This window comes from Streptomyces sp. NPDC101225, from assembly GCF_044767585.1.
Classification (GTDB): domain Bacteria; phylum Actinomycetota; class Actinomycetes; order Streptomycetales; family Streptomycetaceae; genus Streptomyces.
This window is the reverse complement of sequence record NZ_JBIWOE010000013.1, coordinates 137,094-163,878: the sequence shown is the minus strand read 5'-3', so window position 1 is coordinate 163,878 and position 26,785 is coordinate 137,094. Positions and strand designations below refer to the sequence as shown.

The window sequence follows — 26,785 nt, the reverse complement described above, 5'->3', positions numbered from 1 at the left end:
TCCTACCTGAAGCGGAGCCGCGGGAAACGCCCCCGCCGGTGGCGGGGGCGTTCGGGTCAGCGGGCGTTGGGGGTGCGGTACGGAGGCTGCGCGGGGGGCGGTCCGGCCGCCGGCCGCGGGACCGCGCGCACGGCCGGGTCGTCGCGGCGCAGCGTCAGCGGGTCGCCGTGGTGGCGGATCGTCAGCGGTGCTCCGGACAGCAGGGTGTACGTGGCCTTGTCCGGACCGATCTCCACGCGCAACCGGCGGTCGAGGACCTGCAGCGAGAAGGCGAGCCTGCTGAACTTCTCCGGCAGGCGCGGCGCGAAGCACAGCGAGTCGCCGTCGCGGCGCAGCCCGCCGAAGCCCGCGACCAGTGCCATCCAGGTGCCGGCCAGCGACGCGATGTGCAGCCCGTCGCGGGTGTTGTGCTCCAGGTCCGCCAGGTCCATCAGCGCGGCCTCGGCCGTGTAGTCGTAGGCGAGGCGCAGATGGCCGGCCTGGGCGGCGATCACGGCCTGGACGCACGCCGAGAGGGAGGAGTCCCGGACGGTGAGGGGTTCGTAGTAGGCGAAGTTGCGGGCGATGTGCTCGTCGTCGAAGTAGTCGCCGCAGGTGTACATCGCGAGCACCAGGTCGGCCTGCTTGATCACCTGCTTGCGGTAGAGGTCGAAGTACGGGTAGTGCAGCATCAGCGGGTAGTGGTCCGGGCCGGTGCCCGCGAAGTCCCAGCGCTGGTAGCGGGTGAAGCCGGCGTGCTGCTCGTGCACGCCGAGCTCCTCGTTGTACGGGATGTGCATCGCCTCGGCGGCATCCCGCCAGGCCGCGCTCTCCTCGTCGTCGACACCGAGCCGCGCCGCCTGCTCCGGGTGGCGTTCGCAGACGTCGGCCGCGGCCACCAGGTTCGCGCGGGCCATGAGGTTGGTGTACGTGTTGTCGTCGGCGATCGCGCTGTACTCGTCCGGACCGGTGACGCCGTCGATGTGGAAGACGCCCGCGTGGTCGTGATGGCCGAGCGAGCGCCACAGCCGGGCCGTCTCCACCAGCAGTTCGACACCCGCCTCGCGCTCGAAGTGCATGTCACCGGTGGCCGCCGTGTAGCGCATGACGGCGTGGGCCACGGCGGCGTTGACGTGGAAGGCCGCGGTGCCGGCCGGCCAGTACGCCGAGCCCTCCTGGCCCTCGATGGTGCGCCAGGGGAACGCGGCGCCGCTCAGCCCGAGCTGGGCCGCGCGGTCCCGGGCGGCGTCCAGGGTTCTGTGCCGCCAGCGCAGCGCCTCGGAGACCGCCGCGGGCGCGGTGTAGGTGAGCAGGGGCAGCACGAACGTCTCGGTGTCCCAGAAGGCGTGGCCGTCGTAGCCGGAGCCGGTCAGGCCCTTCGCGGGGATCGCCCGCTGCTCGGCGCGGGCGCCGGCCTGAAGGACGTGGAAGAGGGCGAAGCGGACGGCCTGCTGGATCTCCTCGTCGCCGTCGACCTGGACGTCCGCACGCGCCCAGAAGTCGTCGAGGTAGGCGCGCTGGTCCTCCAGGAGGCCGTCCCAGCCGCTGTGTCCGGCCGCCGCCAGGGCCGCTTCGACCTGGTCGCTCATCGCGGGCCGTGAGCGGGCGGCGGACCAGCCGTGGGCGACCATCTTCTCCACGCGCAGGGTCTCACCGGGCTCCAGCACCGAGGTGACCGTCAGCCGGGCCGTGTCCACGTTGCTCTCGCTGCTGGTCGTGGTGCGGTCCGGGCCGGTGACCCGGTGGTCGGCGGCCACCGCCACGCGCAGCCCGCTCTGCCGCGTGCGGTGCACCAGGCGCAGCCGGTGGCCGACGGCGACGTCCTCCTCGGCCTCCAGCGGAGACGCCAGCACCTGGGCCGCGCGCGGGTCGCCGTCCGATCCGGGCAGGCTCTCGTTGGCGACCAGTTCCGACTGGATCACCACCCGGGAACGGCTGTCGACGGCCTCCACCTCGTAGGCGACGGCGGCGATGGCCCGCTGGGTGAGCGAGACCATGCGGGTGGAGCGCACCCGGACCGTGGACCCGGCGGGCGAGGTCCATTCACAGGTCCGTTCCAGCACGCCCCGCCGCAGGTCGAGCACCCGCTCGTGGGAGACGAGCCGGCCGTAACGCAGGTCGAAGGGCTCGTCGTCGACGAGCAGCCGCAGGAGCTTGCCGTTGGTGACGTTGATGACGGTCTGGCCGGACTCGGGGTAGCCGTAGCCGGCCTCCGCGTAGGGCAGCGGGTGCAGCTCGTGGACGCCGCTCAGGTAGGAGCCGGGCAGGCCGTGCGGTTCCCCTTCGTCGAGGTTGCCGCGCCAGCCGATGTGGCCGTTGGAGAGCGCGAAGACCGACTCGCTCTGTGCGAGGACGTCCAGGTCGAGCCGGGTCTCGCGCACCGCCCACGGCTCGACGGTGTACGACAGGTGGGTGATCACGCGCGGCCTCCCAGCTCGTCCAGGTCCTTCACGACGACGTCGGCACCGTGCGCGTACAGGGCGTCGGCCTGGCCGACCCGGTCGAGGCCGACGACGTAGCCGAAGCGTCCGGAGCGGCCCGCGTCCATGCCCGCCAGGGCGTCCTCGAAGACGGCGGCCCGGGACGGTTCGACGCCGAGGTCCCGTGCGGCCGCGAGGAAGGTGTCGGGGTGCGGCTTGCCCGGCAGCCCCCGCTCGGCGGCCACCACGCCGTCGATGCGGACGTCGAAGAGCCGCTCCGCGTCGATCGAGCGGAGCACGTCCCGGGTGTTGGCGCTGGAGGAGACGATCGCGGTGCGCAGTCCCTGTTCCCGTACGGCCGCGATGTAGCGCATGGTGCCCTCGTACGCCTCGACGCCGTCGGTGCGGATCTTCTTCAGGACGAGGGCGTTCTTGCGGTTGCCGATGCCGTTGACCGTCGCCGCGTCCGGCGGGTCGTCGGGGCTGCCCTCGGGCAACTCGATGCCGCGGGAGGCGAGGAAGGTGCGCACGCCGTCCGCGCGGGGGCGCCCGTCGACGTACTCGTCGTAGTCGGCGGCGGAGTCGAAGGGCCGGAAGTTCTCGCCGTCGCGCTCACGCAGGAAGGCGTCGAACGTCTCCTTCCAGGCGGCCGCGTGCACGACGGCCGTCCGGGTCACGACCCCGTCGAGGTCGAAGAGGCAGGCCTGGATGGATTCAGGGAGACCGAGCTGCGTCATACCGGACCGGTTCCCCGCCCGCAGGTCGTTCAACATCGTGACGCCCGCCACACGGGTCAGTCGTGCGGGAACGAGTGGTGCTCGTGGGCCACCAGCCAGCGGTTTCGCTCCTTGCGCAGACCGAGGGTCAGCCGCAGCCGCAGGGTGGGGCGTTCGGCCAGTTCCTCGGGCGTCCCGCAGCGCAGCAGGGCGTGCGCGTAGGCGACGTCGGTGCCGGCGGTGACGTCCAGGGTCTCGATGTCGAAGCAGGCGCCCTGGGCCTGCCACCGGAAGAACGGCGGCCAGGTCGCACGGTAGGCGGCGAGGCCGTACAGCCCCTCGTGCGGCGGCGGGACGTCGTACATCACGATGTCCTCGGCGTGGTCGGCGAGGACCGCGTCGAGGTCACCGCGGTGGACGGCTTCGGCCCACCTCTCGACCAGTGCGCGGATCTGTGCTGCGTCGTCGGGCACGGCACCGCTCCTTCCCTCACCGGGGACGTCTCCCCCGTACAGGGACGACTCCCCGCGGCCCCGTGGTTCATCGGTCAACGGGCCGGGTGACACACTCTGCCCTGTGCCGCTGACTTTCGACGATCTCCTCGCCCGTGCCCGCTCCTGGCCCCGCGACGGGCGGCGCGTGGTCCTCGGCATCGCCGGCAGCCCGGGTGCGGGCAAGACCACGCTCGCCGAGAACCTGGTGCGCGCGCTGAACGGGAGCGGCCTGCCGTGGGTCGCGCACGTCCCGATGGACGGCTTCCACCTCGCCGACGTCGAGCTGGAGCGGCTCGGCCGCCGGGACCGCAAGGGCGCGCCCGACACCTTCGACGCGGCCGGGTACGCGGCGCTGCTCCAGCGGCTGCGCGAGGACGAGTCCGGCGACGTGGTGTACGCGCCCGGCTTCGAGAGGGTGCTGGAGCAGCCGATCGCCGGGGCGGTCCCGGTGCCTCCCTCGGCCCGTCTGGTGGTGACGGAGGGGAACTACCTGCTGCTCGCGTCGGGCGTGTGGCCGCGGGTGCGCGGCCGGCTGGACGAGGTGTGGTTCTGCGACCTGGACGAGCAGGAGCGGCTGCGGCGGCTGATCGCCCGGCACGAGCGGTTCGGCAAGGGGCACGCGGAGGCGGTCGCCTGGGTGATGCGCAGCGACCGGCGCAACGCCGAACTGGTGGCGGCGGCCCGGGAGCGGGCGGACCTCGTGGTGCCGATGGGCGACCTGGCGCTCACCCACTGACCGGGCGCAGGGTCAGCTCCGGCTCCCCCCGCTCGTCGCCGTCCCCGATCACCGCGGTGAAGGCGGTGCTGCGGAAGGTGAGGTGCTCGCCCGCCCGGTCCACGGACAGCGTGAACGGCCCGTGCGTGCCGTAGCGCACGGCGAACACGTGCAGATCGTCCGGCGCGTCCGCGATCGGTCCCGCCTCCAGGGCGGTGGAGCTGACCAGGTGGCGCCAGCCCTCGTCGGGGTCGCCGTAGCCGCGTGGATCGGCGGCGAGCGCGAACGCCGCCTGTTCCTGGGTGAGTTCGGCACGGGCGTCGAAGTGCTCGGCGCCCCGCGCCGCGGGGTGGGTCAGCCGCAGGGCGCCCGCCGAGGCCACCGTGCCGTCGGCCGTCCGGCGCACCCGGTCGCCGTCGTCGGCCGCGTACGGCAGCCCGGCGAGCAGGTACGGCACTCCGGGCAGCCGTTCGACGGCGACCGTCGTCCACAGGCTCGTGCCGTCGGTGACGTAGAGGGAGCGCACCTGCCGCAGGACGTGGTCACGGCCGACCACCGGCTTCGTCACCAGTTTCGCCGCCAGTCCTTCGGAGCGCAGGTCGCGCACCCGGACCTCGCCCATGGGGCGGCAGAACACGAACCCGTCGAGCACGGGGCCGAAGCCGTGCTGGCGGTTGACGGCCGCGGGCAGGTAGTAGGTGCCGGCGGCCTCGACGACGGAGGGCGTCATACGGTCGTCGAAGGCCACCGAGACGGTTCCCGACCGCAGTTGGTGGCGTGCGGGCACGGCGGAGGGGGTGCGGTGCCAGCGTGTGGGGTCCTGGATCTGCCAGACGAGCATCCAGGCGAAGTGGCCGTCGGCCCCGCCGTCGGGCCTGGCCGCGTGGCGTGCCCAGCGGGTGTCGCCGCGGTAGCGGCCGAGGTCGGCGCCGATGCGGTGGCCGAAGTAGCGCAGCCCGAGGACCGATTCGAAGCCGGAGTGCTGCTCGCTGTAGCGGGGACCGCCGTGGTCGAAGCCGCCGTTCGTGAGGCGGGCGTCGAGGTAGCGGGCGAGCGTGTCGCCGTCCTCGGCGAACATCTCCTCGCCGCTGACCCGGTGGGCCTGGGCGAGGAAGGAGAGCGAGATCGGGCCGTAGTTGTTGTCGTAGGCGCCGCGGTGCTCCGGGGGCAGCAGGGCGCCGCGGTCGGGCACCCGGTGGGCACGGATCTTCTCGCGGTAGAGACCGAGTGCCCGGGAGCGGACCGACTCGCCGTCCTGCCGCGGGAGACGGCGGGCCAGCATGAGGCCGCCGACGACGCAGCCGATGGCCTGGTTGCCGGCCTCCTGCGGGTTGAAGAAGGTGGCCTCGGTCAGCCAGCGCCAGTAGCCCCGTGCCACCTCCAGCAACGCGGCCCGCTGCGCGTCGTCGACCAGGCCCTCGGCGATGTCCAGGATGGTGACGGCCTGGAGCAGCGCCCAGACCGTGCTGGGCCAGTCGCCGATGGGGTGCGCGCCGGGTGCGAGGACGTAACGGGCGTGGGGCAGACCGGAGTTGCGGACCCTCAGATTCGGGTAGCCGGGGTTGTCCCGGACGTAGACCCGCTCGCGCAGATGGAAGGCGAGGCTGCGGCGTACCGCCTCGGGCAGCCGCGGGTCCCTGCCGCGCTGCCAGGCCAGCGCGAGCAGGGAGGTGATGCCGAGCGAGGTGTCGCCGACGTCGTCGACGCAGTCGGGGTGTTCGAGGCTGCCCTCCGGCGTGAGCCGGGCCAGGGCCTGCTCGACGACGTCGGCGAGGACGGCGTCGTACGCCTCCGGGGTGTCCGGCAGGTCGTGCAGCGGGCCGCGCTGGTGGAGGAGGTGCACGTGGTCTCAGCCCTTCCCGTGCGAGGCGGCGTGCAGGGCGACGGTCAGTGTCTGCGGGCCGTACCCGCCGAGGTAGAGGCGGTGCCCGGCCGTCGCGTCGGTGCCGCCCACCACGGTGTGGTCCTGCCCCGGGTCGTACCGCAGGAGGTCGCCGCGGTCCGGCCCGGCGAGCGGTTCGCCCGCCTGCACGTCGGCCTCGACCCGGATCTCGTCGTCACCTGCGCGGTAGGTCATCGGCCCGGTGGTCAGGCACCAGCGTCCGTCGCCCAGCGGCTCGGCACCCTCCGGCACGCCGCCCGGCCGGAAGGTCAGTTCGAGGGCCCAGGGCACGCGTGGTCCGCCGATGTCGATCCGCAGGTCGGCACCGTCCTCCCTCAGGTCCACGTCGACGCGGGTGGTGTGGGAGATCTCGTCGCGTGGCCGGTCCGCGAAGGCCATCGCGGCCGAGAACCGTCCCTCGTCCGCCATGCGGTAGGCGCCGTCGCCCCGTCGCCGCTCCGGCGGCAGCGGCTGGTAGTAGGCGGTCGTGAGGGTTTCGGTGAGCCGGTAGCGGGTGCCGGTGAGCCGCTGCATGTCGGCGGCGCGGAAGGGGCCCATGTCGAAGAACGCCCGCGAGAGCCGGACCGCGTCGAGGACGGCGGCGCCGGCGAACAGCCGCAGGAAGGTGGGATTGCAGGCGAGGCCGGAGCGGATACGCCGGTGCCGGGGCACGTCGGAGCCGCCGTACACCACCGTGTGCGCGGTGGCGGAGGCGCGTGCGGCCAGGCCCGCGGTGGTGAGGTACCGGTCGCGCGGACGTGCCGGCGCGGCGGGGGTCGGCAGGGTGCGGCACAGGTCCGGGGTGAGGAGGGTCTCGGCGAGCAGGCCGGGGTCGTCGATGCCGCCGGCGGCCGCCTGCCGTGCCGCCCGGCCGAAGTCGCCCCGTCCGGTGCGGATCGCGAGCAGCCGGTAGTGCGGCAGGTAGGGCGCCAGCGGGAAGGGGTGGTGCTGGTCCTGGCGCCGCGAGTGGACGGTCTCCACCGTGCCGTCCGGCCTGATGAGGTCCAGGGTGGTGGTGAGGTTGCGTTCGACGGCGTCCAGCAGGTCGGCGCGGCCGAGCACGTCGGACAGCAGGAGCAGCGACGGGTTGGTCACGTGGGCCGCGTAGTTGGCGCTCCGTTCCGAGTACAGGCCCTCCGTGTCGATGTCGATTCCCTCGGCGAGCCATTCCTGCACGCGGTCGAGCAGCCGGCCGTCGGGGAAGGACCGGTGCAGCCGGGCCAGCGCCGCGCACAGCTCCCAGCGGTGGTTCGGTGTGTGCACCCCGCCGGTCAGAAGCCCGCCGGTGGCGGCGCCGGCGATCTCGGCCAGCGCGGAGGTGACGTCGCGCAGTGCCGGCCCCGCGCCGTCGGCCAGGACGTGCGCGTCGCAGACGTCGTTGACGGTGAAGGCGGAATCCGGCGGTGACTGCACGTTGTCTCCGCCGGCGAAGAGGCCGGTGGCGGTCTGCGCGGACCGCAGGGCGCGCAGATGGGTCGTCGCGGCCGCGACGGCCCGCCCGCTGCCGTGCAGGGCCGAGTCCGTGGAACGGTACGCCGCGATCAGGGTCTTCACCCGGCGTGCCAGCACGCGGTGGGTCACGCCGGCGGGTTCCTCGGCGGGGTGGGCCGCCAGCGGGGCGGCCGGCCGGTCGGCGGCGCGGGCCGCCGCGCGGACGAACTCGTGGTCGAGCGGGGTGGGCACGGTCAGTCCTTCAGTCCGGCGTTGATGTCGGCGCCCATGACGTAGCGCTGGAAGACCAGGAAGATGACGATCAGGGGAATCATGGAGATGACCGATGCGCCCAGCAGGACGGACCAGTTGATGTTCTGTGCGCCGACGATGCTCTGGATGCCGATCTGCACGGTGAACTTGCTGGGGTCGTTGAGCATCAGGAGCGGCCAGATGTAGTCGTTCCAGCGCCACTGGAAGGACAGGATGGCGAGGGTCAGCATGATGGGCCGGGACAGCGGCACCATGATCCGCAGGAAGATCGACAGTTCGCGGGCGCCGTCGATGCGCGCGGCCTCCAGGAGTTCGTCGGGGACGGTCAGGAAGAACTGGCGGAACATGAAGCATCCGGTCGCGGTGAGCACGGCCGGGAGGATGATGCCGCCGAAGGAGTTGTAGAGGCCGAGGTTGCGGACCACCAGGAACTCCGGGGCGAGCATCACCTCGGACGGCAGCATCGTGGTGGCCAGGATGCAGACGAAGAACACCTTGAGCCATCTGTTGTCGTACTTGGCCAGGGCGTATCCGGTGCAGCAGCTGGCTCCCACCGTGAGGACCGTCGTGATCACGCACACGATGGTCGTGTTGATGAAGTACTGGGAGAAGTTGGCGCTGCGCCACGCCGTCAGGTACCCCGACAGGGTCGGGTGGTGCGGGACCAGCGTCAGCGGATACGAGAACAGGTCCCCGGCCGGCTTGAGGGAGCTGAGGATGAACCACAGCACCGGCAGCCCGTAGAGGCAGGCCAGGATCCACAGCAGGGTCGTCGCGGGTACCGCCCGCCGCAGGCCGCCGCCGCCCGCGCCGCGATGCCGCTTTCGGGAGGCGGTCTGTCCGGGGGCGGCGTCGACCCGGCGCGGCATGTCTGTGGTTGTCATCGGTTCTCCACCCGCCGGTTGACGATCAGCTGGATGACCGCGACGGCCATCAGGACGAGCATGAGCACGAACGACGCGGCGCTCGCGTAGCCGATCTGGCCCCGGTTGAAGCCGGTCTGATAGATGTACTGGACAAGTAGGTTGTTCGACGTGCCGGGTCCGCCGTTGTTGAGGGAGACGAACAGCGGGTATTCCTTCATCGCGTTGATCGTGTTGAGCAGGATGACGATGAACGAGGTGGGCGCGATGCTCGGCAGCGTGATGCTGATGAACTGGCGCCACGGACCGGCGCCGTCGAGCGAGGCCGCCTCGTAGTAGGACACCGGCACGTTCTTGATCGCCGCGATGAACAGCAGCATCGAGAAGCCCGTCCAGGCCCAGGATGCCGCCATCACCACCACCAGCAGCGACAGGTTCGCGTTCGACTGCCACGGAACGGCGTGCCCGCCGAGCTTCTCGATGACGTAGTTGACCAGTCCGAAGTTCTCCCCGAACAGCCACCGCCACAGGACGCCCACCACGATGGGTGACAGCAGCCACGGGACGAAGAAGACGATGCGGGCGACCGACGTGCCCTTGGCGTGCTTGCTCACCAGGACGTTGGCGATGAGCAGCGAGAGCACGAAGTTCAGCGGCACGAACAGGACGGTGTAGAGCAGCGTCCGGGTCAGCGCGTCGTAGAACGAGGAGTCGCCGATCAGGTCGTGGTAGTTGGAGAGTCCGACGAACTGGAACGCGCCCACACCCGTGTAGTTCGTGAAGGAGTAGGCGAGCCCGATCACCGCCGGCCAGACGAAGAACAGCGCGAAGAGCACGGCATTGGCCGCGATGAGGACGAGCGGCGCGAGGGTGTGGCTGCTGCGTCTCCTGGGCGGGCTCGCGGACACGTCCGAGGCGCGTTTTGTCATCTTCCTGACTCCGTGCTGGTGGAATGGATTGCTGCGGGCCCGGCGGTGAGGCCGGCGTCACGCGGAGGGCCGCGGCCGGGCGGCGGTCTGTCTCGACCCCGCCGCCCGGCCCGGTGGCCTACGATCCGCCGCCGACCTGCTGGTTGTAGCCGGCCACGATGTTGTCCAGGGCCTTGCCGACCGACTGCTGGCCGTTGATCGCCTTGCCGAGCTCCGTCTTGGTCGGGTCGGTGGTGAGGCTCTTGCCCTTCAGCACCCAGTTCGTCTGCGCGGTGTTGAAGTAGCCGGAGATCGGCGCGTAGAGCGGGATCTCCTCGTTGTAGAGCTTGAACGCCGCCTGCGCCGCCTCGGAGGTGAAGGGGTACTTCGGGTTCAGGCCGCTCTCGACGGGCAGGAACCCGGACGCCTCGCACAGCTCCTGGTAGTGGGCCGGCTCGTAGACCCAGGACAGGAACTTCTGCGCGGCGGTGGCCGCGGCGCCGTTGTTGTTGAACCCGACCATCATGCCGCCGCTGTTGACGTCGCTGGCCTGCACCGGCTGGGCGGGGGTCGGGACGCTCGCCCAGTCGAACTTCTTGATGCTCTCCGCGAAGGCGGGAACCTGCCACACGCCGGACCAGTAGGCGACCACGTCACCGCTCTGGAACATGGCCGACGGGTCGGCGCCGCTGGTCCAGACCGACTTCGGCATGGTCTTGTCGTCGTTCCATCCGACGAAGGTGCTGACGGCCTTCTTGGTCGCGGCGTCCACCGAGAACGTGCCGGAGGAGTCCGCGTGGACGTACTGGCCGCCCATCTCGTACACCATGGCGCGGAGCCGGGACGGCGACTGGTCGAACGTCAGCGAGTACTTGGCGCCGGTCTTCTCCCGGACCTTGTCCGCCGCCTTGACGAACTCGGTCCAGGTCCAGGTCTTCTGGGGCGAGGCCGGGAAGGAGACGCCGGCCTTCTTGAACAGCGTCTCGTTGATGAACAGGCCGGACGCGGTGACGTCCGACGGGATGGACAGCACCTTCCCGGAGGAGTCCTTGGCGAGGAAGTTGGCGTTGATGTTGTTGCTCTTGTCGCCGGCGATGGAGCTGAGGTCGATCAGCTTGTTCGACCAGATCGGGTCCAGCGCGGGCACGTCCGCCACGTCGGGCAGCGAGTTCGCCTGCGCGGCGTTGTGCAGCTTCGTCGGGTAGCCGTCGTAGGGGATGTTGACGAGCTTGACCTTGACGCCGGTCTCCTTCTTGTACTGCGCCACCAGCTTCTTCCAGCCCGCGTCCTGTCCCGGAACGGTGGAGATCCAGAACGTCAGCGACTTGGAGTTTCCGCCCGAGCCGGCCCCCGACCCGCCGCAGGCGGAGAGCAGAAGGGCACCTGCCGTCGCCACGGCGGCGAGGGGAACCACGCGGCGTATGCCGCCGCGGCCGAGTCGGCGGGAGCGCCGCACACCCATACTGATCATCTTCGATCCCATTTCGTCATCGGGGACGGAGCACGGCGCCGACCAAGGCGGCACGGGTGCATTTTGCAGGAAATTTCGCTTTCCGGGGGGCGCGGCCTCGCCCGGCCGCATCGCTCCTCGAAGGGCGGGGTCCCCGGCCCTGGGGGCCGTCGCCGCACAAGCTCACCCTCGTGCGGCGGCCGTACGTCGCGTACGGACGGGACGCCGGCCCAAGCCGATGTCCCGACCGGCTTAGAAAGCGCTTGTCCGGACATTGGCAGACCGAGTCGGAGGCCGTCAATCCTTCGCCCGCGCGGTCTGGGTCACGGTTTGGACTCCGCGGGCGACCGCGAGCCGGGCGGCACCGACGACCGTGCCGAGGTCACCGACGGTGCTGCTGACCACTTCGGTGGGCCAGCTCAGCCGGGCGAGCTCGGCCCGCACGCCGGGAAGAATCTGCGGGTCGGCGGCAGTGCTGCCGCCCAGGACGATCAGCCCCGGATCCAGTACCGCGGTCACCGCGGCGGCGAGCCGGCCCACTTCCGCGGCGTGCCGCCCGAGCACCGCGCGGGCGCTCTCGCGGCCCTCGCCGGCGAGCGCGAAAAGCTGCTCGGCGGTGCGGGGGCAGGGCCCGTCCTCGTGGCGCCAGGCGTCCGCCGCCCGCCGCAGGAGCGAGCGTGCGCCGATGTATTCCTCGATCGCCTCGTGGCGCGGTTCGCGGCCCTCGTCCCAGGGATAGGGCAGCCGGGCCAGCTCACCCGCGGCTCCGTTGGCCCCGCGCAGCACCTGCCCGCCGACCACGATGCCGAGACCGATGCCGACGCCGATGCGCAGATAGCCGAAGGTGCGCCGGCCACGGGCGGCGCCTTCGTGGAGTTCGGCGAGCGCGGCGCAGTTGACGTTGTTCTCCAGGTGGACCGGCACACCCGGCGGCAGCGCGACGGCCATGGCGTCGAAGACCGGACCGGCCTTGGCCGTCGCGGGACGCACGCCGAAGCCCTCCTTGCCGCGCGCGGTGACATCGCCGACGGCGACGACGACGGTGCGCAGCGGGGCCCCCTCGGGCAGCGCGGCCAGCGCCTCGCGCACCACGTCGGGGGCCTCGGGCCGGGTACCTGCGGCCTCGGCGAGCAGGGTGCCGTCCAGGGCGCAGCCACGCACCCGGGTCACGGCGGGCCCGAGGTCGACGGCGAGCACGGCGCCGGCGGCCGGGCCGAGACCGTAGACGGCGGCGGACCGGCCCGTGGTGCCGGAGGCGGTGCCAAAGTGGGCGGCGAGCCGGGCGCCCTCCAGTTCGGCGACGGCGGAGGACACGGTCGGCTTGGACAGACCCGCCAGGCTCGCGAGCTGCGGCCGGGTCGCACTGCCCGCCTCGGCGAGCACCGCGAACACGGCGCTCGCGCTCTCGGTCAGGCGGGGGGCTTGCGCCACGTCGTGTATCACAGTTCTCCCACAGGTCAGGGCCGCTCGGTGATCGAGTGCGCGACACCTCTTGACGCACTGTACTTCGTTAGTTAACTTCCTAACGAACTTCACGGTACTCGCCTGCCGTGTCCGTCAGAGGCCCGTCCCGGGGCTTCACTAGTTCCCCGACTCCCCTTGTTCCAGGCACGGTTCGCCCGCCGTCGCAGTGCAACGCAAGTGCAGTGCAGCGCAACGACGAAAGAGGTTCCGTGCAGGACTCCACGCCCCTCGTGGTCGGCATCGACGTGGGTGGCACCAAGACACATCTGCGTGCCTACGCCGGTTCCCGCCGCGTCGCCGACCAGGTGACGTCGAGCAGCGGCTGGCGGCCCCACGACCCGGTGGCCGCGGCCGGCCGGCTGGCCGCGCTGGTCGCCGGGGCGCTGCCCGCGGGCGCGCACCCGTCCGCGGTCAGCGTGGGCGGCCACGCCTGCGAGACACCACGCCAGTGCGCCCGCATCCGTACGGAGCTGCGACCCCACCTCGACGTGCCCGCGTCGGTCGTCGGCGACGCCGAACTGCTCGTGCCCGCCGCAGGCCTGGCCAAGGGCGTCGGTCTGGTCGCGGGCACCGGATCCGTGGCGGTGGGCCGACCGGCGGACGGCGATCCCGTCCAGGTCGGCGGCTGGGGCGCGGTGCTCGGCGACGAGGGCGGTGCGGCCGGACTCGTCCGCGAGGCCGCTCGGGCGGCATGGGCGGCGCACGACCGCGGGGAGGCGCCCGGCGCTCTCGCCCGGGCTCTGCTCGCCTCCGTCGGCGTCCCCGAAGTACCGGCGCTCGGCGCCGCGTTGGAGAGCGCCGCCGACGTCTCCGCGGACTGGGGCCGGCACGCGCCGGCCGTGTTCGCGGCCGCCGAGGCGGGCTCACCGCTCGCCCACGCGGTGATCGCCGCGGCCGGCCGCTCGCTGGCCGGTCTGGTGCGGCAGCTCGCGGAACGGGGTATCGCGGCGGACGACGTGGTGGTCGCGGGCAGCACGATCCTCGCCCAGCCCCCGCTGTACGACGCCTTCGTGGCCTCGCTCGCCGCGGCCGTACCGGGAGCACGCCCGCAGCCGCTGCGTGTGCCTCCGGTCGAGGGGGCCGTGGCGCTGGCCCGCTCTCTCCTGTGAACCGGCCGGCCCGCGTTCACGCACCCGCCACGTCCCGGTCCCCGGCCTCTCGCCGACGGGCCAGGGCCCGGCCGTAGATCTTCGCTCAACGGGTTCACGGGACCCGCCCGGTCCGCTCCTCCCGGGCGTCCCGCGCGCCCTCTCCGCCCGCTCCTCCTGCCGGCCGCAGGGCCGCAGAACCCAAGAGAGGCACTCGCATGCCGTCATCAGCCGGACACGGCTCCTCCCCGGCCCGTCGACCCGCCGTCGGCCGACGGGGATTCCTGAAGACCTCCCTGGGCGCCTCGGCCGGCGTGCTGGCCGCGCCCACCTTCGTCACATGGTCGGCCGCGGCGGACGCCAAGGCCGCCACGGCGCCGGCCGCGTTCGTCGACGACTACCGGACCAACGTCGCGGCGAACACCACGCCCGAGACCAATGCCGTCGTGCGCGCCCTCGGCGGCTTCGCCCAGGTCTGGAAGACCGGCGGCGCCTGGAACACCGGCACGCCGCTGCGGCCCGAGGTGCTGCGCGCCAACATGCGCTACTGCGCCCGCGTCACGGGTGCGCGCACGGACGCGCAGGCGAAGGAGGCCTTCCTCTACGACCGCCAGCACCAGAGCTACGCGATGATCGCGGGCCTGGGCCCGCTGGCCGGGCTCTACCGGGCGGGCGCCAAGGCCGTCACCTCGATCACCGTCGCCCCCGACGGCACGCCGCCCACCAAGATCGACGACGCCGTGCCCGCCGATGCCCCGGCCGGCTCCGCGCTCGGCGCCGGATCGCACGACTCCGCCCTCGGCAGGGTGGCCGAACTGGTCGACACGGTGCGTGGCCCGTACGCCTCCGGCAATCCGTCCAAGTACGCCTACCAGTACCCGCGTCCCTGGCGCATGAACGAGGACAGCGAGGTCGTCGACACGGGCCGCACGGACGCGCTCGGCTTTCCCGTGTACGACTCGAAGGTGGCCGTCGCCCCGCAGCTGCTGCGCCAGCGCAGTACGAGCCCGGCCGACGACGGCGGCTTCCCCAGCGGCCACACCAACGCCTTCCACCTGGCCTGCCTGGCCTACGCGTACGCCGTGCCCGAGCGGTTCCAGGAGCTGGTGACGCGGGCCTTCGAACTCAGCCACACCCGGATCGTGGCGGGCATGCACTCCACGGTCGACGTCCTCGGCGGCCGCATCATGGCCACCGCCCTCGCCGCCGCCACCCTGGCCGACCCGGCCAACGCCGCCCTCAAGGCGGCGGCCCGCGCCCAGGCACTGGAGTACTTCACCACGCGGACCGGGACCACCGCCGACAGCCTCCTCGCCCACGCCCACTCGGACCCGGACGACCCCTACGCGGACCGGGACGCCAACGCCCGCGCGGTCGCGCCGCACCTGACCTACGTCCTCACCCGCCGGGGCCGCAGCCTGCCGCTGACCGTGCCGAAGGGCGCGGAGGCGCTGCTGGAGACGCGGCTGCCGTACCTGGACGCGGAGCGGCGCCGCGAGGTGCTGCGCACGACCGCGCTGCCCTCGGGGTACGTGCTGCTCGACGGTTTCGAGCAGTGGGGACGGCTCGACCTGTTCGCCGCCGCGGACGGTTACGGCGCCTTCGACTCCGACGTGAGCGTGACGCTGGACGCGGCGGCGGGCGGCTTCCACGCGGCCGACAGCTGGCGCAACGACATCGACGGCGCCGGCGGGCTCACCAAGCGGGGCACCGGCACGCTCACCCTGACCGGCCGCAACACGTACACCGGCGGCACCGTCGTGGCGGACGGCACGCTGGTGGCCGCCTCGTGCGAGGCGCTGGGCCACGGCGACGTGCGGGTGACCGGCGGCACGCTGCGGGCGCGGCGGCCGCTGCGGGTGCACGGCGTGTACGCCCAGGAGTCCGGCACGCTGGAGCTGTCCCTGCGCCCGGGCCACGAGCCCGCTCTGGAGGTGACGCGGCGCGCGCTGCTGGGCTCCGGCAGCGTGCTGTCGCTGCGGCTCGACGACCGCAGGCCGCCCGCCGCGGGCAGCACGGTGCGCGTGCTGCGGGCCCCTCGGCTGCGCGGATCGTTCGACCGCGTCGAGCTGAACTCCGAGCGGCTGCGGGCCGTACCCGTCTACACGACGGAAGGTCTGTCGGTACGACTCCTGGAGCGGTGACGCACGGGGGGCGGGCGCTGGTGCGAGAGTAGGGCCCATGGGACGGGCCCGGACCACCCCCGCCCCCTCGCGGCCGGTGTCACCGCGGGGCGGATGATGGCGCACGAACAGCACTCGGTCCTCGCACCGGGCACCCGCGACGACGCGGCGCACCCGCCGGGACGGGCGACGGCCGCCCGGACGTCGCGCCGGCCGGGCAGGCGGTGGCTGCTGCCGCTGCTGGCGGTCGTGCTGCTCGGTCAGATGGCGGCGGCGATGGTCACCACCGCCCTGCAGCAGACGCCGACGATCGACGAGCCCATCTACGTCGCCACGGCCGCGGACTACCTGCACGAGCACCGCGTGCGCTTCAACCCCGAACATCCGCCGCTCGGCAAGCTGATCGTCGCGGCCGGGGTGGCGATCGCCGCCCCGCACGTCGACACGGCGTACCAGGGCGACCAGAGCGAGTTCGGCCGCCATCTGCTGTACGAGTCCGGGAACGATCCCTGGCGGCTGATGTTCTGGGCCCGGCTGCCGATGATCGTGCTGACCCTGCTGTTCGGGCTCGTCGTCCTCGCCTTCGCAAGTGAACTGGCGGGCCGGGCGGCCGGATCGGCGGCGCTCGCGCTGTACGCCCTCTCCCCCGACGTCATCGCGCACGGCTCGCTGGCGACGCTGGACGTGCCGGCGGCCGGGTTCGCGCTGACGTCGGCGTGGCTGCTGTGGCGGGCGCGGCGCGGGCCCCGGCTGTACGTGCCGCTGGGCGGCGTCGCCCTCGGCGCGGCGCTGGCCACGAAGATGAACGTGCTCCCGGTGGTCCCGGTCCTGATGGCGCTGGCCGCCTGGTCGATGTGGCGCGCGGGTTCCGGGGACCGGCCAAGGCGGCTGACGCGGTCCGCGGGAGCCGCGCTCGTCACCGGCGCCGTGGCCGTCGCCGTCGTATGGATCTCGTATCTGGCCGTCGATCCGCGGCTGCGCCCGGCGCCCGGCCGGCCGGCGCCCGCGGTGCACGGCCTGAAGGGCCTGCTCGTGCGGCTGATGCCGCTGCCGGCGTCCTACCGGGACGGTATGCGCATCCAGTTCGGGCTGGAGGACTACCCGTGGCAGGGCTTCCTCTTCGGCCACCTCTACACCGGCTCCCGCTGGTACTACCTGCCGGCCGCCCTGCTGGTGAAGACACCGCTGGGCATGCTCGCCCTGTGGATCGCCGGTGCCGTCGTGATGGTGGCGGTACGGCGGCTGCGGCCCGCGGCGCCCTATGTGCTGCTGCCCGCCGCCGTGCTGCTGGCCGCCGCCATGACCGGGGCGCGGGACTTCGGGACGCGGTACGCCGTCTTCGTGCCGATGTTCCTCGCGGTGGCCGCGGGCTGCGTCCTGACGGTCCGGTGGCGGTGGGCGCCGCTCGTGACCACGGCACTGGTGCTGTTCGTCGCGGTCAGCTCGCTGCGCACGTTTCCCTACTATCTGCCGTACTCCAACGAGGCGTTCGGCGGTCCGGCCCGCACGCATCTGCGGCTGCACGACTCCAACGTGGACTGGGGCCAGGACCTGGGCCGCCTCGCGGACCGGCTGCACGAGCGGTACCGCGGCGAGCGGGTCTGGCTCGTCTACAAGGGCAGTGGCGTGCCGTCGTACTACGGCATCGCCGCCCGCGACCCGCGTAAGGTGGCGCCGCGTCAGGTCCACGGGCTGCTCGTCGTGTCGGACTCGGCGGCGGCCAAGGCGCGGGGCCGGCTCGCCACGTTGATCCACAGCAGCCACGCGGTCGACGAGGTGGGGTACTCGATCACCGTCTACCGGCGGTGAGAGGTGCGCTACAACCCCTGGTCACGACGGTGCGTGAGCTATGTTGAAGCACTGTGGGAGACAAAGGAGGCGCACCGGTGCCATCGCCGCAGCAGGCACGCGCACAGGCATCCGCCATCACCTCGGGCAAGACCGCACCCGAGGTCGAGGCCGCCCCGGCCTCCCAGCTCCGGACGCTCTTCGACCGGCCCCGGCTCTCCCCCGGCCAGCGGCGTATCGCGCAGTACCTGATCGAGCACATCACCGAGGCGGCCTTCCTGTCGATCACCGACCTCGCCGAACGCGTCGGCGTGAGCCAGCCCTCGGTGACGCGCTTCGCGGCCGCGGTCGGCTTCAGCGGCTACCCGGCGCTGCGCGAGAAGCTGCAGTCGATCGCCCTCGGGACCCTGGCCGGCGGCCCCGGCGCGACGGAGGAGAACGTCAGCAACGAGCTCCAGGCGGCGGTCGACGCGGAGATCGAGAACCTGGAGAACCTGCGGCGTGACTTCGCCGATCCGGACCAGGTCATCGATCTGGGCCGCAAGCTGTCGGCCTCCACCCCGCTGACCGTTCTCGGGCTGCGCATCTCGGCCGCGCTCGCGGAGTACTTCGCGTACGCGGCGCGCCGTATCCACCCGGACGTGCGGCTGGTGACACGCGGCGGCAGCGTCGCCTACGACGCGCTGCTGCAGTCGCGTGAGGCGGGCGGCACGTGGGTGCTGGCGTTCTCGATGCCCCGGCACGCCCAGGAGACCCTCACCGCGGTGCGGGTCGCGCGCAGTGCCGGACTGCGGATCGCCCTGGTCACCGATCTGGCGCTCGGCCCGGTCGCCGCCGAGGCGGAGGTGGTCTTCGCCACCGGCACCGGTTCCCGGCTGGTCTTCGACACCTACGCGGCGCCCGGCGTGATCTCCTCCGCGCTGCTGCAGGCCATGACCGACGCCGACCCCGAGCGCACCCAGGCACGCCTGGAGGAGTACGAGCAGATCTCCGAGCAGCACCAGTTCTTCCTGCGCGACTGAGCCGCCGCGGCCAGGAGCAACACCACTCACTCCGGCTTTCACGCATGACAAAGGGACCTTTCACCACATATCGCGCATGAATGTTTTCATGCGTCTTGCAAAGCGGACGGCATATATAAATACTGCTCAGGCGTCACCCCGGACACCCCCGGAGCCGCCGTCTCCTACCCGCGTCGGCGCTCGAGGTGTCCGGGCGGGCCTCGTCCGTGCGAGGCCCTTGGCGGTCCCGGTCATCCCCTAGGCCGGGGCCGCCCGCCCTTGTCGGACCACCCTTCCGACGCCGCAGACCGGAAGCGACGATCATGCAACTGACGACTACGCGCATCAGCCCGGACTGGCCGTGCCAGGTCAAGCAGCCCGGTTCCTACGACTGGGAGCGCTCGGCGGCCAAGTGGCTGCGCGAACTGGTGCCCGCGCGCTACGGCAGCTACCCGGCCCTGATCCGCCATCCCGTGCTGCTCGCCCGCCATGCGCACATCCAGGTGCAGCAGGAGATACGCGTCGCCCGCACCGCCCTGCAGACCGCGCGTGCCGACCTGCCGGCGCTCGGCCTGCAGGAGTCGGTCATCGAGCACACGATCAAGCTGTACGCGGCCGAGGTCATGCAGCTCCAGCACATCGCGCGCAGCGTGCGCGCGGTCAGCCAGGCCCTGATCGACTCCGGGCGCTGACGGCACCTCCTGCCACGACGCGCGATCCGTGTCACACGTGGCCCACGCGATGGCCGTGAGCACCACCCGGCAGCGCGGCGGCCCACCGGCCGCCGCCGGCGTGCTCGTCCGGCAGGTGTGCCGCGGCCATCGCCCGCCCGCGTCCCGGGGCGGGCACCGCCACCACGCGGTGCCCGGCTTCCGCGACGGACGCCGGCCGCCAGGTCCGCGGCCTTCCTGTTCCGGGTGAGACGGAGCCCACAGGACCACGATCGGAACGCCCGCGATGTGCGATGCTCGACGCGTGACGAGCGAGCCCGCACCAGGTGCGGAATCCCGCGCCGCGCCGGACACCGTTGCGCTGGCCAAGGTGGTCGCCCGACAGCGCGCCGAGATGGACCGGCTGCGCGACCTGGCCGCGCGGGCGGCCGTCCTCGACCAGGCCAAGGGCGTCACGATGGTGCTGACCGGCTGCTCCCCCGACGCCGCGGAGGAGGAACTCCAGCGGCGTGCCGAGGCGGCCGGCCATTCGCTGCTGGAGGAGTGCTGGATCACCCTGGGCACGCTGGTGCCCGCCATGGCCGGCACCGCCGGGGAGGAGACGCCCGCCGGCCGCTCCGCGCCCGCGGCCGAGCCGGACCGCGACGCGGAGGACGCCGAGGACACTCCCGCGGATCTCGGCCCGCTGGGCGGGGAACTCGTCCGCGTCGCCACCCCGCAGGATCTCGCCCGGTGCCTGCTCGCGCATCTCGCGCCGGAGGTGGACGCCGACGCGGTCATGATCTACGCCTGGCTGCCCGCCGGAGAGCTCCAGCTGATCGGGCACGCCGGTGTCGACGACGTCCTGGCCGAGCAGTGGCGCCAGGTGCCGCCCCTGACCGGGATCGCCCCGCTCGAGGCGTTGCGCACCGGGCAGCCGCGCTGGCTGGAGGACGCCGAGAGGGACCGCAAGAAGTACCTGCTGATCGATCCGCCCGGACGGTGGCGGTCCCGGGCCTGGCTGCCCGTGCGCACCGGAGACGGGCCCGACGCGTGCGTCGGGGTTCTGCGCTCCGGTGCCGGGCCCTTCTCGCCGCGCGCCCGGGCACATCTTGAGGCGGTGGCCCGGCTCTGCGCCGGCCGGCTGCTCACGATCGGCATCCGCCCGCACGACACCGCCGACGCCTCCGCGGCCGCGGTACAGGCCGTGTTCGACGCGTTGCCGGAGGCGGCGATGCTGCTGGCGCCGGTGCGCACCGCCGTGGGCGCCGTCGAGGACTACCGCATCGACGCGGCGACCGCACAGGCCGTCGACGTCGTCGGCCGCGCCGGGCGGGAACTGGTCGGCCGGCGCTTCCGCGAGTGCTGCCCGGCGCTCGCGGAGGAGCCCATGTGGCAGGGCCTCAAGGACGCGCTGGCCACCGGAACGCCGTACGAGAGCGAGCCGTTCGGCCGTCAGGAGACGGTGGACGGCGCCACCGAGCTGTTCAACTACACCGTGCGGGCCGCGCGGCTGGGCCAGGGCCTGGTCGTCACCTGGGTCCGGCACGGCTCCTCCGACCGGCAGGAGCAGCGGCTCGCCGACCTCCAGCGGCTGGGCAGTCTGGGCTGGGCCAGCTGGAACCTGATCACGCACGAGGTCACCTGGTCGTCCCAGGTGTTCGCCCTCTTCGACCGGGACCCGGCGGACGGTCCCGTCGCGCTGACCGACCTGCCCGGTCTCGCCCTGCCCGAGGACGGGCCCGCCCTGACCCACGCCATCGGGGAACTCCTGGCCAGGGGGCGGACGTTCGACGTCCCCTTCCGGGTCAGGACGGCCGACGGGCTGCGGCATCTGCGGGCCGTGGCGGAGGCCGTCCCGGACTCCGCCGGGACCACCGTCGAGGTGCACGGTGTGGTGCAGGACCTCACCGCGCAGCGCAGCGCGGAACTCGCCCTCGTGGAGAGCGAGCGGGCCATCCTCACCCAGCACGACGTCCTGCGCGCCGAGCGGACGCTGGCCGGCCTGCTCCAGCACGCCCTGCTCCCCCTGCCCACCCGGCCGGTGCGCCTGGCGGGGCTGCGCGTCGACGTCGCCTATCTGCCCGCGCAGTCGGGCGTCCACGTCGGCGGCGACTGGTTCAGCGCCATCGAACTGCCGGACGGCGACGCGCTGTTCATGGTCGGCGACGTCGCCGGGCACGGCATCGGCGCGGTCGCCGCGATGGCCCAGCTCCGGTTCACCGCCAAGGGCATGGTCATCACCGGGTCCTCCCTGACGGGCGCGCTCGCCCGGCTCAACACGCTGCTGCTGCACTCCCGCGACCCGCACGGCACCGCGACCCTGGTCCTCGCCCGCTACGACCCGGCCGCGCGCCGCCTGGTCTGGGCCCAGGCCGGTCATCCGCCGCCGCTGCTGCTGCGCGACGGCCAGGTGCGCTATCTCGACCGCCCCCGCGGCATGCTGCTCGGGGCGAGCCGGGCGCCCGACTACGAGGAGGGGGTGTGCCGCCTCGCACCGGGCGACCGCGTCCTCCTCTACACCGACGGCCTGGTCGAGCGGCCCGGGGAGAGCATCGACCGGGGTCTGAAGCGCCTCGCCGACGCCGTCCTGGGCCACACCGCCGAGCCCGGTTCGCTGTCCCTGGGGCCGCTGCTCGCCTCGATGCTGGAGGGCGAACGCCGTGACGACGTCTGCGTCCTGGACCTGAGGGTCCCGGCGGAGCCGGAGTAGAGGACCGCGCCTCGTGCCGCCGGCACCTCAGCCCGCGCCGTACTCCGTCCGTGACTCCAGGGCCCGCCGGGTGTCGTCGCCGTAGACGCCGGTCTCGTCGCCGCTGATGCCGTACCAGAGCTGGAAGCGGGCGACGGCCGCCTTGAGGGTGGCGTCGTAGCTGCCGCTCGTGGAGCCGCCGGGGTAGATGTCCGGTACGCGCAGCAGGCGTTGCTGCAGATCCGACACCCCGGGGCCGCTGTCGCCCTCCCGCAGGGTGCCGGGGCCGTCGGGGTCCGAGGCGCCGGTGGCGGCGGCCGAGGCGGTCGCGGTCGGTTCGGCGGACGCCGTGGGGCGGGGCGTGTGCCCGGCGGCGTGGTCGCCGCGGCCGGGCAGCAGAAGGGCGCTGCCGAAGCCGACGAGCGCGGCCGCGGAGACGGCGACGGCGATGGCGGCACGGCGCAGTCCGGGGCCGAATCCCCAGCCGTCCCCGGCCGCCCGGCGTCCGCCGCCGGGCGTCGCCGTGTCGTCCTGGGCGGCCACGCGCGGGAGTTCCTGCGTCTCGCCCTCGTCCCAGGACCGCGGGTCCGGCACGGCGACGGGTTCGAGGTCCTCGCGGCCCTGTTCCATCTCCTTGAACAGCTCGGCGAGGGCGTCGGTGCGGCGCGGCCGCAGGACGCGGATGGGTTCCAGGGGCGGGCGGTCCTGCGGCGCCCCGGAACCCGGCGGTGTGGGCACAGTGCTCTCCTTCCGCCCCCAGGCAGGGGCCTCCGCCATCCCCCGACGAGTGATACGCGGCCGCCGCCCCGGAAGTTCAGCACCGCACACCGGGCCGCCTCGCCGCCCGGACGCCGAGAGCACTGAGTCCCCCACGCCGCTGCACCGAGTGCCATGCACGGCGTAACGATGCTACGTTCCGGTCATGACTACGGAGGCGGCGGCCGGGAAGCCGGCGATGCGGGACGCGCTGGTCGCGGCGGCGTTCCAGCTCTTTCTGGAGCGGGGCTACGAGCAGACGACGGTCGACGACATCGTGGCGCTGGCCGGCGTCGGACGGCGGTCGTTCTTCCGGTACTTCCCCTCCAAGGAAGACGTCGTCTTCCCGGATCACGAGCGGTGCCTGGCCGACATGACGGCCTTCCTCGGCGCGAGCGACAAGGACGACGAACCCGTGCGGCGGGTCTGCGACGCGGCCCGGCTCGTGCTGCGGATGTACGCCGAGAACCCGGCCTTCTCCGTGCAGCGTTACCGCCTCACCAAGAAGGTGCCGGGGCTGAGGGCGTACGAGCTGTCCGTGGTGTGGCGCTACGAGCGCGCCCTCGCGGAGTACCTGCGGGCCCGGTTCGCCGGCCGGCGCGACGGCATCCTGCGGGCCGACGTGATCGCGGCCGCCGTGGTGGCCGCGCACAACAACGCGCTGCGCTCCTGGCTGCGTTCGGACGGCGAGGACGACGCCGAGGCCGCGGTGGACCACGCCCTCGGCTACGTCCAGGCCGCCTTCGGCACGCTTCCCCCGCACCGGGTGAGCACCGGGCCGCAGGACGTGGTGGTCGTCGTGGCCCGGCGCGACGCCCCCCTGTGGCGGGTCGTCCAGGAGATCGAGTCCGAGCTCGGACACAATTGAGGGTACGCAGTGCCTTTACGAGTGGCACTGAGTGCCATACATTGGTCGCGTGCACGGTGGCACGGTCAACCGGGCACGTCCGTGCACGGTTGATCCGCGCACGTGGGATTCCGGCCGAGGCGCAGGGAGTTGACCAGCGTGTACAGCTACACAGGAAACGTGGCCAGTCAGGCGGCGGGCTCCGCGGCGGGCCTGCTCGATCCCGCCGTGCGTGATGCGGACACGCTCCTCTTCCAGCGCTGCACCTGGTGCGGCACCTCGATGTACCACCGGCTGCTGTGTCCGGTCTGCCAGGGCGGCGACCTGCGGACGGAGCGCAGCGAGGGCACGGGCACGGTCCGGCACGCGACGGTCGTGCACCGCAACACCCCCGCGGCGCGCAACGTGTCGCTCGTCGAGATGGCCGAGGGCTTCGTGGTGCGCGGCAGGGTCATGGGCCCCCTGATCGGCATCCACAGCGGTGACCGGGTCCGGCTGTCGACCGCCAAGGACCCGGTCCGCGGCGAGCCCGTCTTCCAGCTGGTCGACGAGCCCTACCGCGCCTGGACCTGACCGGCGCACCCGGTCCGGGAAGCCGGTTCCCCGCACGGCCGTCCGGCGGTGCGGTGCCGAGCGGCACGGTGCTCGACGGGGCGTGGACCCCCGTCCGCCGTGCCTCGGGTGCTCAGGGAGCGAGTGTGACGCGGATGCCGACGGTGCCCTTCGGCCCCCGGCGCAGCCGGCTGCCGAACAGGGTGAGGCGGCCGACGATCCCGTACTTGCCGACGATGAGCCGGCGGTAGCGGGCGACGGTCTCCTCGTCGCCGATCTCGGCGACCGCGGGGATCTGGTTGCCGGTCGGATGGCCGCGCACGTCGCAAGGTCCGATCAGGATGTCCTTCCGGGCCCGGATGCGCTTCACCTTCCACGAGTCGGCGACCGTCCACACCCCGAGCGTGTCGCCGTCGCGCACCACCCACACCGGGGTGGCGACCGAGGTGCCGTTCTTGCGGTAGCTGGTGATCAGCACGTACTTCTCGGTGCCGAGCCGCTCCAGGGACATGTGGTCCATGACGAAAGTCTAGGCACCTCAGGGTGGTTCGAGGAGTTCCCGGTACCGGCGGGCGAAGAGATACGCGTCTCCCGGCCAGCGCGCCGACAGATAGGCGCCGTCCCGGACGACGAAGGCGTGGGTGTCGTCGGCCGCCGTGCCGCGCCGGGTGAGCTCCCGGGGACCGCGCTCGAACTGGGCGGCCGGCTCGGCGAGCGCGGCGCGCACCTCGTCCTCCACGTATGCCGGGTAGGTGCGGTAGTAGCGGCCAAGACGCCAGGCGGTGGTCAGGTAGGCGGTGCGTTCCATGTACTTCGGCAGGCAGGTCGTCCGGCGCCCGGCGAGGACGCTGCGTCCGGTGCCGGGGTCCCGGGTCCGGGCCAGGACCAGCACTCCGTGGCAGATCGCGCCGACCGGTCGGCCGAGCGCCCAGAACCGGGCGACCTGCTCCCGCAGTTCCGCCGAGCCGAGGTACTGCCGCATGCCGGGCGCGTGTCCGCCCGGCAGCAGCAGTCCGTCGAACGCCGTCACGTCCACGTCGGCCCAGCCGGCCGTGGCACCGAACTCGGGCGCCTCGGTGAGCTGTTCGTAGAACCGCCGGGGCTCGGCCTCAGCGCCGAGCCGGCCGAAGAGGACGCCGGTCAGCAGGCGCGGGTCCGCCGCGGGGCGGGTACCGGCGCGTTCGGTGGCGAGGACCACCTCGTGCCCGGCGTCCGTCAGCAGGCGCCAGGGCACGGCGACCTCGGTGACGTCGAAGTCGTGGTCGGGGACCGGCATCAGTACGCGCATGGGGCCATCATGCAGGGACGTATCGCGTCCATGACACCCGCACCCGGCCGCAGTTCGCCCCGGCCGTCCCGGGGGCCGGTCTCAGGCGAGCGCCGCCGCCATCCGCCGTACGGCCTCGGTGATGATCTCGGGCGAGGTCGCCAGGTTGAGGCGTACGTGCCCCGCCCCGCCGCTGCCGAAGTGCGGGCCCGGGCTCAGCGCCACCCTCCCCCGCTCCAGGAACACCTCGGCCGGATCGTCGCCGAGGCCGAGGGCCCGGCAGTCCAGCCAGGCGAGGTAGGTGCCCTCCCCGGGACGGTGCGCGACGGCCGGGAGGTGCTCGGCGAGCAGGTCGGACAGCAGGCGGCGGTTGGCGTCGAGGCCGCACAGCAGCGCGTCGAGCCAGGCGGTGCCGTCGGTGAGGGCGGCCGTGTGGGCGATGACGCCGAGGTGGCTCGGGCCGTGGCCGACCTCCTCGGGCAGACGGGCGAGGTCGGCGGCGGCCGCCGGTCCGGCGATCGCGAGCGCCGCCTTCAGGCCCGCCAGGTTCCAGCCCTTCGACGCGGACATCAGGGACAGGCCGCTCTCCGCGCCCGGAACGCTCAGGTACGGCACGAAGTCCGTGCCCGTCGCGGTGACCGGGGCATGGATCTCGTCCACGACGACGCGGACGCCGTAGCGGCCGGCGAGGGCGGTCACCGCGGACAGTTCCTCGGCCGTGTGCACGGTGCCGGTCGGGTTGTGCGGGCTGCACAGCAGGTAGGCGGCGCGGCGTCCGCCGGCGACGGCCTGCCGGAAGGACGCCTCCAGCGCGCCGAGGCCGATGCGCAGGTCCGCCCCGAGCGGCGCCTCCAGGACCAGCCGGTCCAAGTGCGCGACGAACTGGTAGAACGGCGGATACACCGGCGAGTTGACGATCACCGGGTCCCCGGGCCCGGTGACCAGCCTCAGCATCTCGACGACGCCGAGCATCACGTCGGGCACGATCGCGGTGCGCTCCACGGCGAGCCCGTCCCACCCCCACCGCTGCTCCGCGAACGCGGCGAGCGCCTCGGCGTAGGCGGTGCCCGACGGATAGCCGGTGTCCCCGAGCACCATTGCCTCGGAGACCGCGCGGACGACGGGTTCGGCGAGCGGGACGTCCATCTCGGCCACCCACAGGGGCAGCACGTCGGCCGGATGGGTGCGCCATTTCACGCTCGTGCGACGGCGGAGGTGGTCGAGGGAGAGGATGCGCAGCGGATTCGGTTCACCGGACGTGGCGTGCGGGATCCTGGTCATGGGGCTCAAGATAGGGCGCACGCCTCTCACCTGGAACAACCCGGTGCATGGCCGGCATCGCGGTGAAAGCGCCCGCTCCTCGCCCTCGGCAAACCTCAACTCCGGTGGTTGGATGGCCGGTTGATGCCACCCCTCACATGGCACT

At 73.0% G+C, this 26,785-nt stretch carries 22 protein-coding genes; 9 read left to right on the top strand and 13 right to left on the bottom strand.

Annotated elements, in window-relative coordinates:
- Nucleotides 1-56: 56 nt before the first annotated feature.
- Genes ACIRPX_RS20520 through ACIRPX_RS20510 form a run of 3 tightly spaced genes read right to left on the bottom strand, consistent with a single transcriptional unit; the run spans nt 57 to nt 3,588 of the window.
- The gene (locus tag ACIRPX_RS20520) at nt 57-2,399 is read right to left on the bottom strand and encodes a glycoside hydrolase family 65 protein (RefSeq protein ID WP_404196293.1); all 2,343 of its coding nucleotides are present in this window, start codon (nt 2,397-2,399) and stop codon (nt 57-59) included.
- Complete coding sequence (locus ACIRPX_RS20515; RefSeq protein ID WP_404196291.1) at nt 2,396-3,136, bottom strand: beta-phosphoglucomutase family hydrolase; 741 nt, start codon at nt 3,134-3,136, stop codon at nt 2,396-2,398. Before ACIRPX_RS20515 ends, ACIRPX_RS20520 begins: the two co-directional genes overlap by 4 nt.
- Nucleotides 3,137-3,192: 56 nt before the next feature.
- Nucleotides 3,193-3,588, bottom strand: coding sequence for a YybH family protein (locus ACIRPX_RS20510; protein ID WP_404196288.1), 396 nt, complete (start codon nt 3,586-3,588; stop codon nt 3,193-3,195).
- Between the two features lie 103 nt (nt 3,589-3,691).
- Here ACIRPX_RS20510 and ACIRPX_RS20505 point away from each other — a divergent pair, with 103 nt between their 5' ends.
- Nucleotides 3,692-4,345 (top strand): nucleoside/nucleotide kinase family protein, encoded by a 654-nt coding sequence (locus ACIRPX_RS20505; protein WP_404196286.1) that lies wholly within the window; start codon nt 3,692-3,694, stop codon nt 4,343-4,345.
- Here ACIRPX_RS20505 and ACIRPX_RS20500 read toward each other — a convergent pair.
- The 6 genes from ACIRPX_RS20500 to ACIRPX_RS20475 form a co-directional block, all read right to left on the bottom strand.
- Entirely contained in the window at nt 4,335-6,167 is a 1,833-nt protein-coding gene (locus tag ACIRPX_RS20500) for a hypothetical protein (RefSeq protein ID WP_404196283.1), read from the bottom strand. The two genes, ACIRPX_RS20505 and ACIRPX_RS20500, sit on opposite strands and share 11 nt — an antisense overlap.
- Nucleotides 6,168-6,173: 6 nt before the next feature.
- A complete protein-coding gene (locus ACIRPX_RS20495) occupies nt 6,174-7,889 on the bottom strand; it encodes a hypothetical protein (RefSeq protein ID WP_404196280.1) in 1,716 nt (571 codons plus the stop codon).
- A 2-nt stretch (nt 7,890-7,891) separates the two neighbouring features.
- Nucleotides 7,892-8,794: a carbohydrate ABC transporter permease gene (locus ACIRPX_RS20490; protein WP_404196277.1), complete on the bottom strand. Its 903-nt coding sequence runs from the start codon at nt 8,792-8,794 to the stop codon at nt 7,892-7,894.
- Nucleotides 8,791-9,702, bottom strand: coding sequence for a carbohydrate ABC transporter permease (locus ACIRPX_RS20485; RefSeq protein ID WP_404196275.1), 912 nt, complete (start codon nt 9,700-9,702; stop codon nt 8,791-8,793). The genes ACIRPX_RS20490 and ACIRPX_RS20485 overlap by 4 nt, the downstream gene beginning before the upstream one ends.
- Before the next feature lie 118 nt (nt 9,703-9,820).
- Nucleotides 9,821-11,152 carry an ABC transporter substrate-binding protein gene (locus ACIRPX_RS20480; protein WP_404196272.1) on the bottom strand — a complete coding sequence of 444 codons (1,332 nt, stop codon included), beginning with the start codon at nt 11,150-11,152 and terminating at the stop codon, nt 9,821-9,823.
- A gap of 276 nt (nt 11,153-11,428) precedes the next feature.
- Nucleotides 11,429-12,562, bottom strand: coding sequence for an ROK family transcriptional regulator (locus ACIRPX_RS20475; RefSeq protein ID WP_404196270.1), 1,134 nt, complete (start codon nt 12,560-12,562; stop codon nt 11,429-11,431).
- A 242-nt stretch (nt 12,563-12,804) separates the two neighbouring features.
- Between ACIRPX_RS20475 and ACIRPX_RS20470 the strand changes: the two genes are divergently transcribed.
- The 6 genes from ACIRPX_RS20470 (at nt 12,805) to ACIRPX_RS20445 (ending at nt 21,958) form a co-directional block, all read left to right on the top strand.
- Nucleotides 12,805-13,704 carry an N-acetylglucosamine kinase gene (locus ACIRPX_RS20470; protein ID WP_404196267.1) on the top strand — a complete coding sequence of 300 codons (900 nt, stop codon included), beginning with the start codon at nt 12,805-12,807 and terminating at the stop codon, nt 13,702-13,704.
- A gap of 197 nt (nt 13,705-13,901) precedes the next feature.
- Nucleotides 13,902-15,827 (top strand): phosphatase PAP2 family protein, encoded by a 1,926-nt coding sequence (locus ACIRPX_RS20465; RefSeq protein ID WP_404196264.1) that lies wholly within the window; start codon nt 13,902-13,904, stop codon nt 15,825-15,827.
- A gap of 93 nt (nt 15,828-15,920) precedes the next feature.
- On the top strand, nt 15,921-17,615 hold the full coding sequence (locus ACIRPX_RS20460; protein WP_404196261.1) for an ArnT family glycosyltransferase: 1,695 nt from the start codon (nt 15,921-15,923) through the stop codon (nt 17,613-17,615).
- 77 nt (nt 17,616-17,692) lie between these two features.
- A complete protein-coding gene (locus ACIRPX_RS20455; RefSeq protein ID WP_404196258.1) occupies nt 17,693-18,616 on the top strand; it encodes a MurR/RpiR family transcriptional regulator in 924 nt (307 codons plus the stop codon).
- A 302-nt stretch (nt 18,617-18,918) separates the two neighbouring features.
- A complete protein-coding gene (locus ACIRPX_RS20450) occupies nt 18,919-19,287 on the top strand; it encodes a hypothetical protein (protein WP_399139673.1) in 369 nt (122 codons plus the stop codon).
- A gap of 265 nt (nt 19,288-19,552) precedes the next feature.
- Nucleotides 19,553-21,958, top strand: coding sequence for a SpoIIE family protein phosphatase (locus ACIRPX_RS20445; protein WP_404196255.1), 2,406 nt, complete (start codon nt 19,553-19,555; stop codon nt 21,956-21,958).
- Between the two features lie 27 nt (nt 21,959-21,985).
- Here ACIRPX_RS20445 and ACIRPX_RS20440 read toward each other — a convergent pair whose 3' ends face one another.
- The gene (locus tag ACIRPX_RS20440) at nt 21,986-22,675 is read right to left on the bottom strand and encodes a peptidoglycan-binding protein (protein ID WP_404196253.1); all 690 of its coding nucleotides are present in this window, start codon (nt 22,673-22,675) and stop codon (nt 21,986-21,988) included.
- Nucleotides 22,676-22,892: 217 nt separating this feature from the next.
- Between ACIRPX_RS20440 and ACIRPX_RS20435 the strand changes: the two genes are divergently transcribed.
- A complete protein-coding gene (locus ACIRPX_RS20435; protein ID WP_404196399.1) occupies nt 22,893-23,561 on the top strand; it encodes a TetR family transcriptional regulator in 669 nt (222 codons plus the stop codon).
- 138 nt (nt 23,562-23,699) lie between these two features.
- On the top strand, nt 23,700-24,113 hold the full coding sequence (locus ACIRPX_RS20430; protein WP_404196250.1) for a Zn-ribbon domain-containing OB-fold protein: 414 nt from the start codon (nt 23,700-23,702) through the stop codon (nt 24,111-24,113).
- A 112-nt stretch (nt 24,114-24,225) separates the two neighbouring features.
- Here ACIRPX_RS20430 and ACIRPX_RS20425 read toward each other — a convergent pair whose 3' ends face one another.
- From ACIRPX_RS20425 to ACIRPX_RS20415, 3 genes are all read right to left on the bottom strand, one after another.
- Nucleotides 24,226-24,612, bottom strand: a complete 387-nt coding sequence (locus ACIRPX_RS20425; RefSeq protein WP_404196248.1) for a PPOX class F420-dependent oxidoreductase — start codon at nt 24,610-24,612, stop codon at nt 24,226-24,228.
- Nucleotides 24,613-24,630: 18 nt separating this feature from the next.
- Nucleotides 24,631-25,380 (bottom strand): type 1 glutamine amidotransferase domain-containing protein, encoded by a 750-nt coding sequence (locus ACIRPX_RS20420; RefSeq protein WP_404196245.1) that lies wholly within the window; start codon nt 25,378-25,380, stop codon nt 24,631-24,633.
- 81 nt (nt 25,381-25,461) lie between these two features.
- Nucleotides 25,462-26,640 (bottom strand): MalY/PatB family protein, encoded by a 1,179-nt coding sequence (locus ACIRPX_RS20415; RefSeq protein WP_404196241.1) that lies wholly within the window; start codon nt 26,638-26,640, stop codon nt 25,462-25,464.
- Nucleotides 26,641-26,785: the final 145 nt, after the last annotated feature.

Excerpts from the sequence above, each read along its gene's own strand:
- ACIRPX_RS20515 (WP_404196291.1), bottom strand. The coding sequence starts at position 3,136 with ATGACGCAGCTCGGTCTCCCTGAATCCATCCAGGCCTGCCTCTTCGAC.
- ACIRPX_RS20490 (WP_404196277.1), bottom strand. The coding sequence starts at position 8,794 with ATGACAACCACAGACATGCCGCGCCGGGTCGACGCCGCCCCCGGACAG.
- ACIRPX_RS20485 (WP_404196275.1), bottom strand. The coding sequence starts at position 9,702 with ATGACAAAACGCGCCTCGGACGTGTCCGCGAGCCCGCCCAGGAGACGC.
- ACIRPX_RS20480 (WP_404196272.1), bottom strand. The coding sequence starts at position 11,152 with ATGATCAGTATGGGTGTGCGGCGCTCCCGCCGACTCGGCCGCGGCGGC.
- ACIRPX_RS20465 (WP_404196264.1), top strand. The coding sequence starts at position 13,902 with ATGCCGTCATCAGCCGGACACGGCTCCTCCCCGGCCCGTCGACCCGCC.
- ACIRPX_RS20460 (WP_404196261.1), top strand. The coding sequence starts at position 15,921 with ATGATGGCGCACGAACAGCACTCGGTCCTCGCACCGGGCACCCGCGAC.
- ACIRPX_RS20450 (WP_399139673.1), top strand. The coding sequence starts at position 18,919 with ATGCAACTGACGACTACGCGCATCAGCCCGGACTGGCCGTGCCAGGTC.
- ACIRPX_RS20445 (WP_404196255.1), top strand. The coding sequence starts at position 19,553 with ATGTGCGATGCTCGACGCGTGACGAGCGAGCCCGCACCAGGTGCGGAA.
- ACIRPX_RS20435 (WP_404196399.1), top strand. The coding sequence starts at position 22,893 with ATGCGGGACGCGCTGGTCGCGGCGGCGTTCCAGCTCTTTCTGGAGCGG.
- ACIRPX_RS20425 (WP_404196248.1), bottom strand. The coding sequence starts at position 24,612 with ATGGACCACATGTCCCTGGAGCGGCTCGGCACCGAGAAGTACGTGCTG.
- ACIRPX_RS20420 (WP_404196245.1), bottom strand. The coding sequence starts at position 25,380 with ATGCGCGTACTGATGCCGGTCCCCGACCACGACTTCGACGTCACCGAG.
- ACIRPX_RS20415 (WP_404196241.1), bottom strand. The coding sequence starts at position 26,640 with ATGACCAGGATCCCGCACGCCACGTCCGGTGAACCGAATCCGCTGCGC.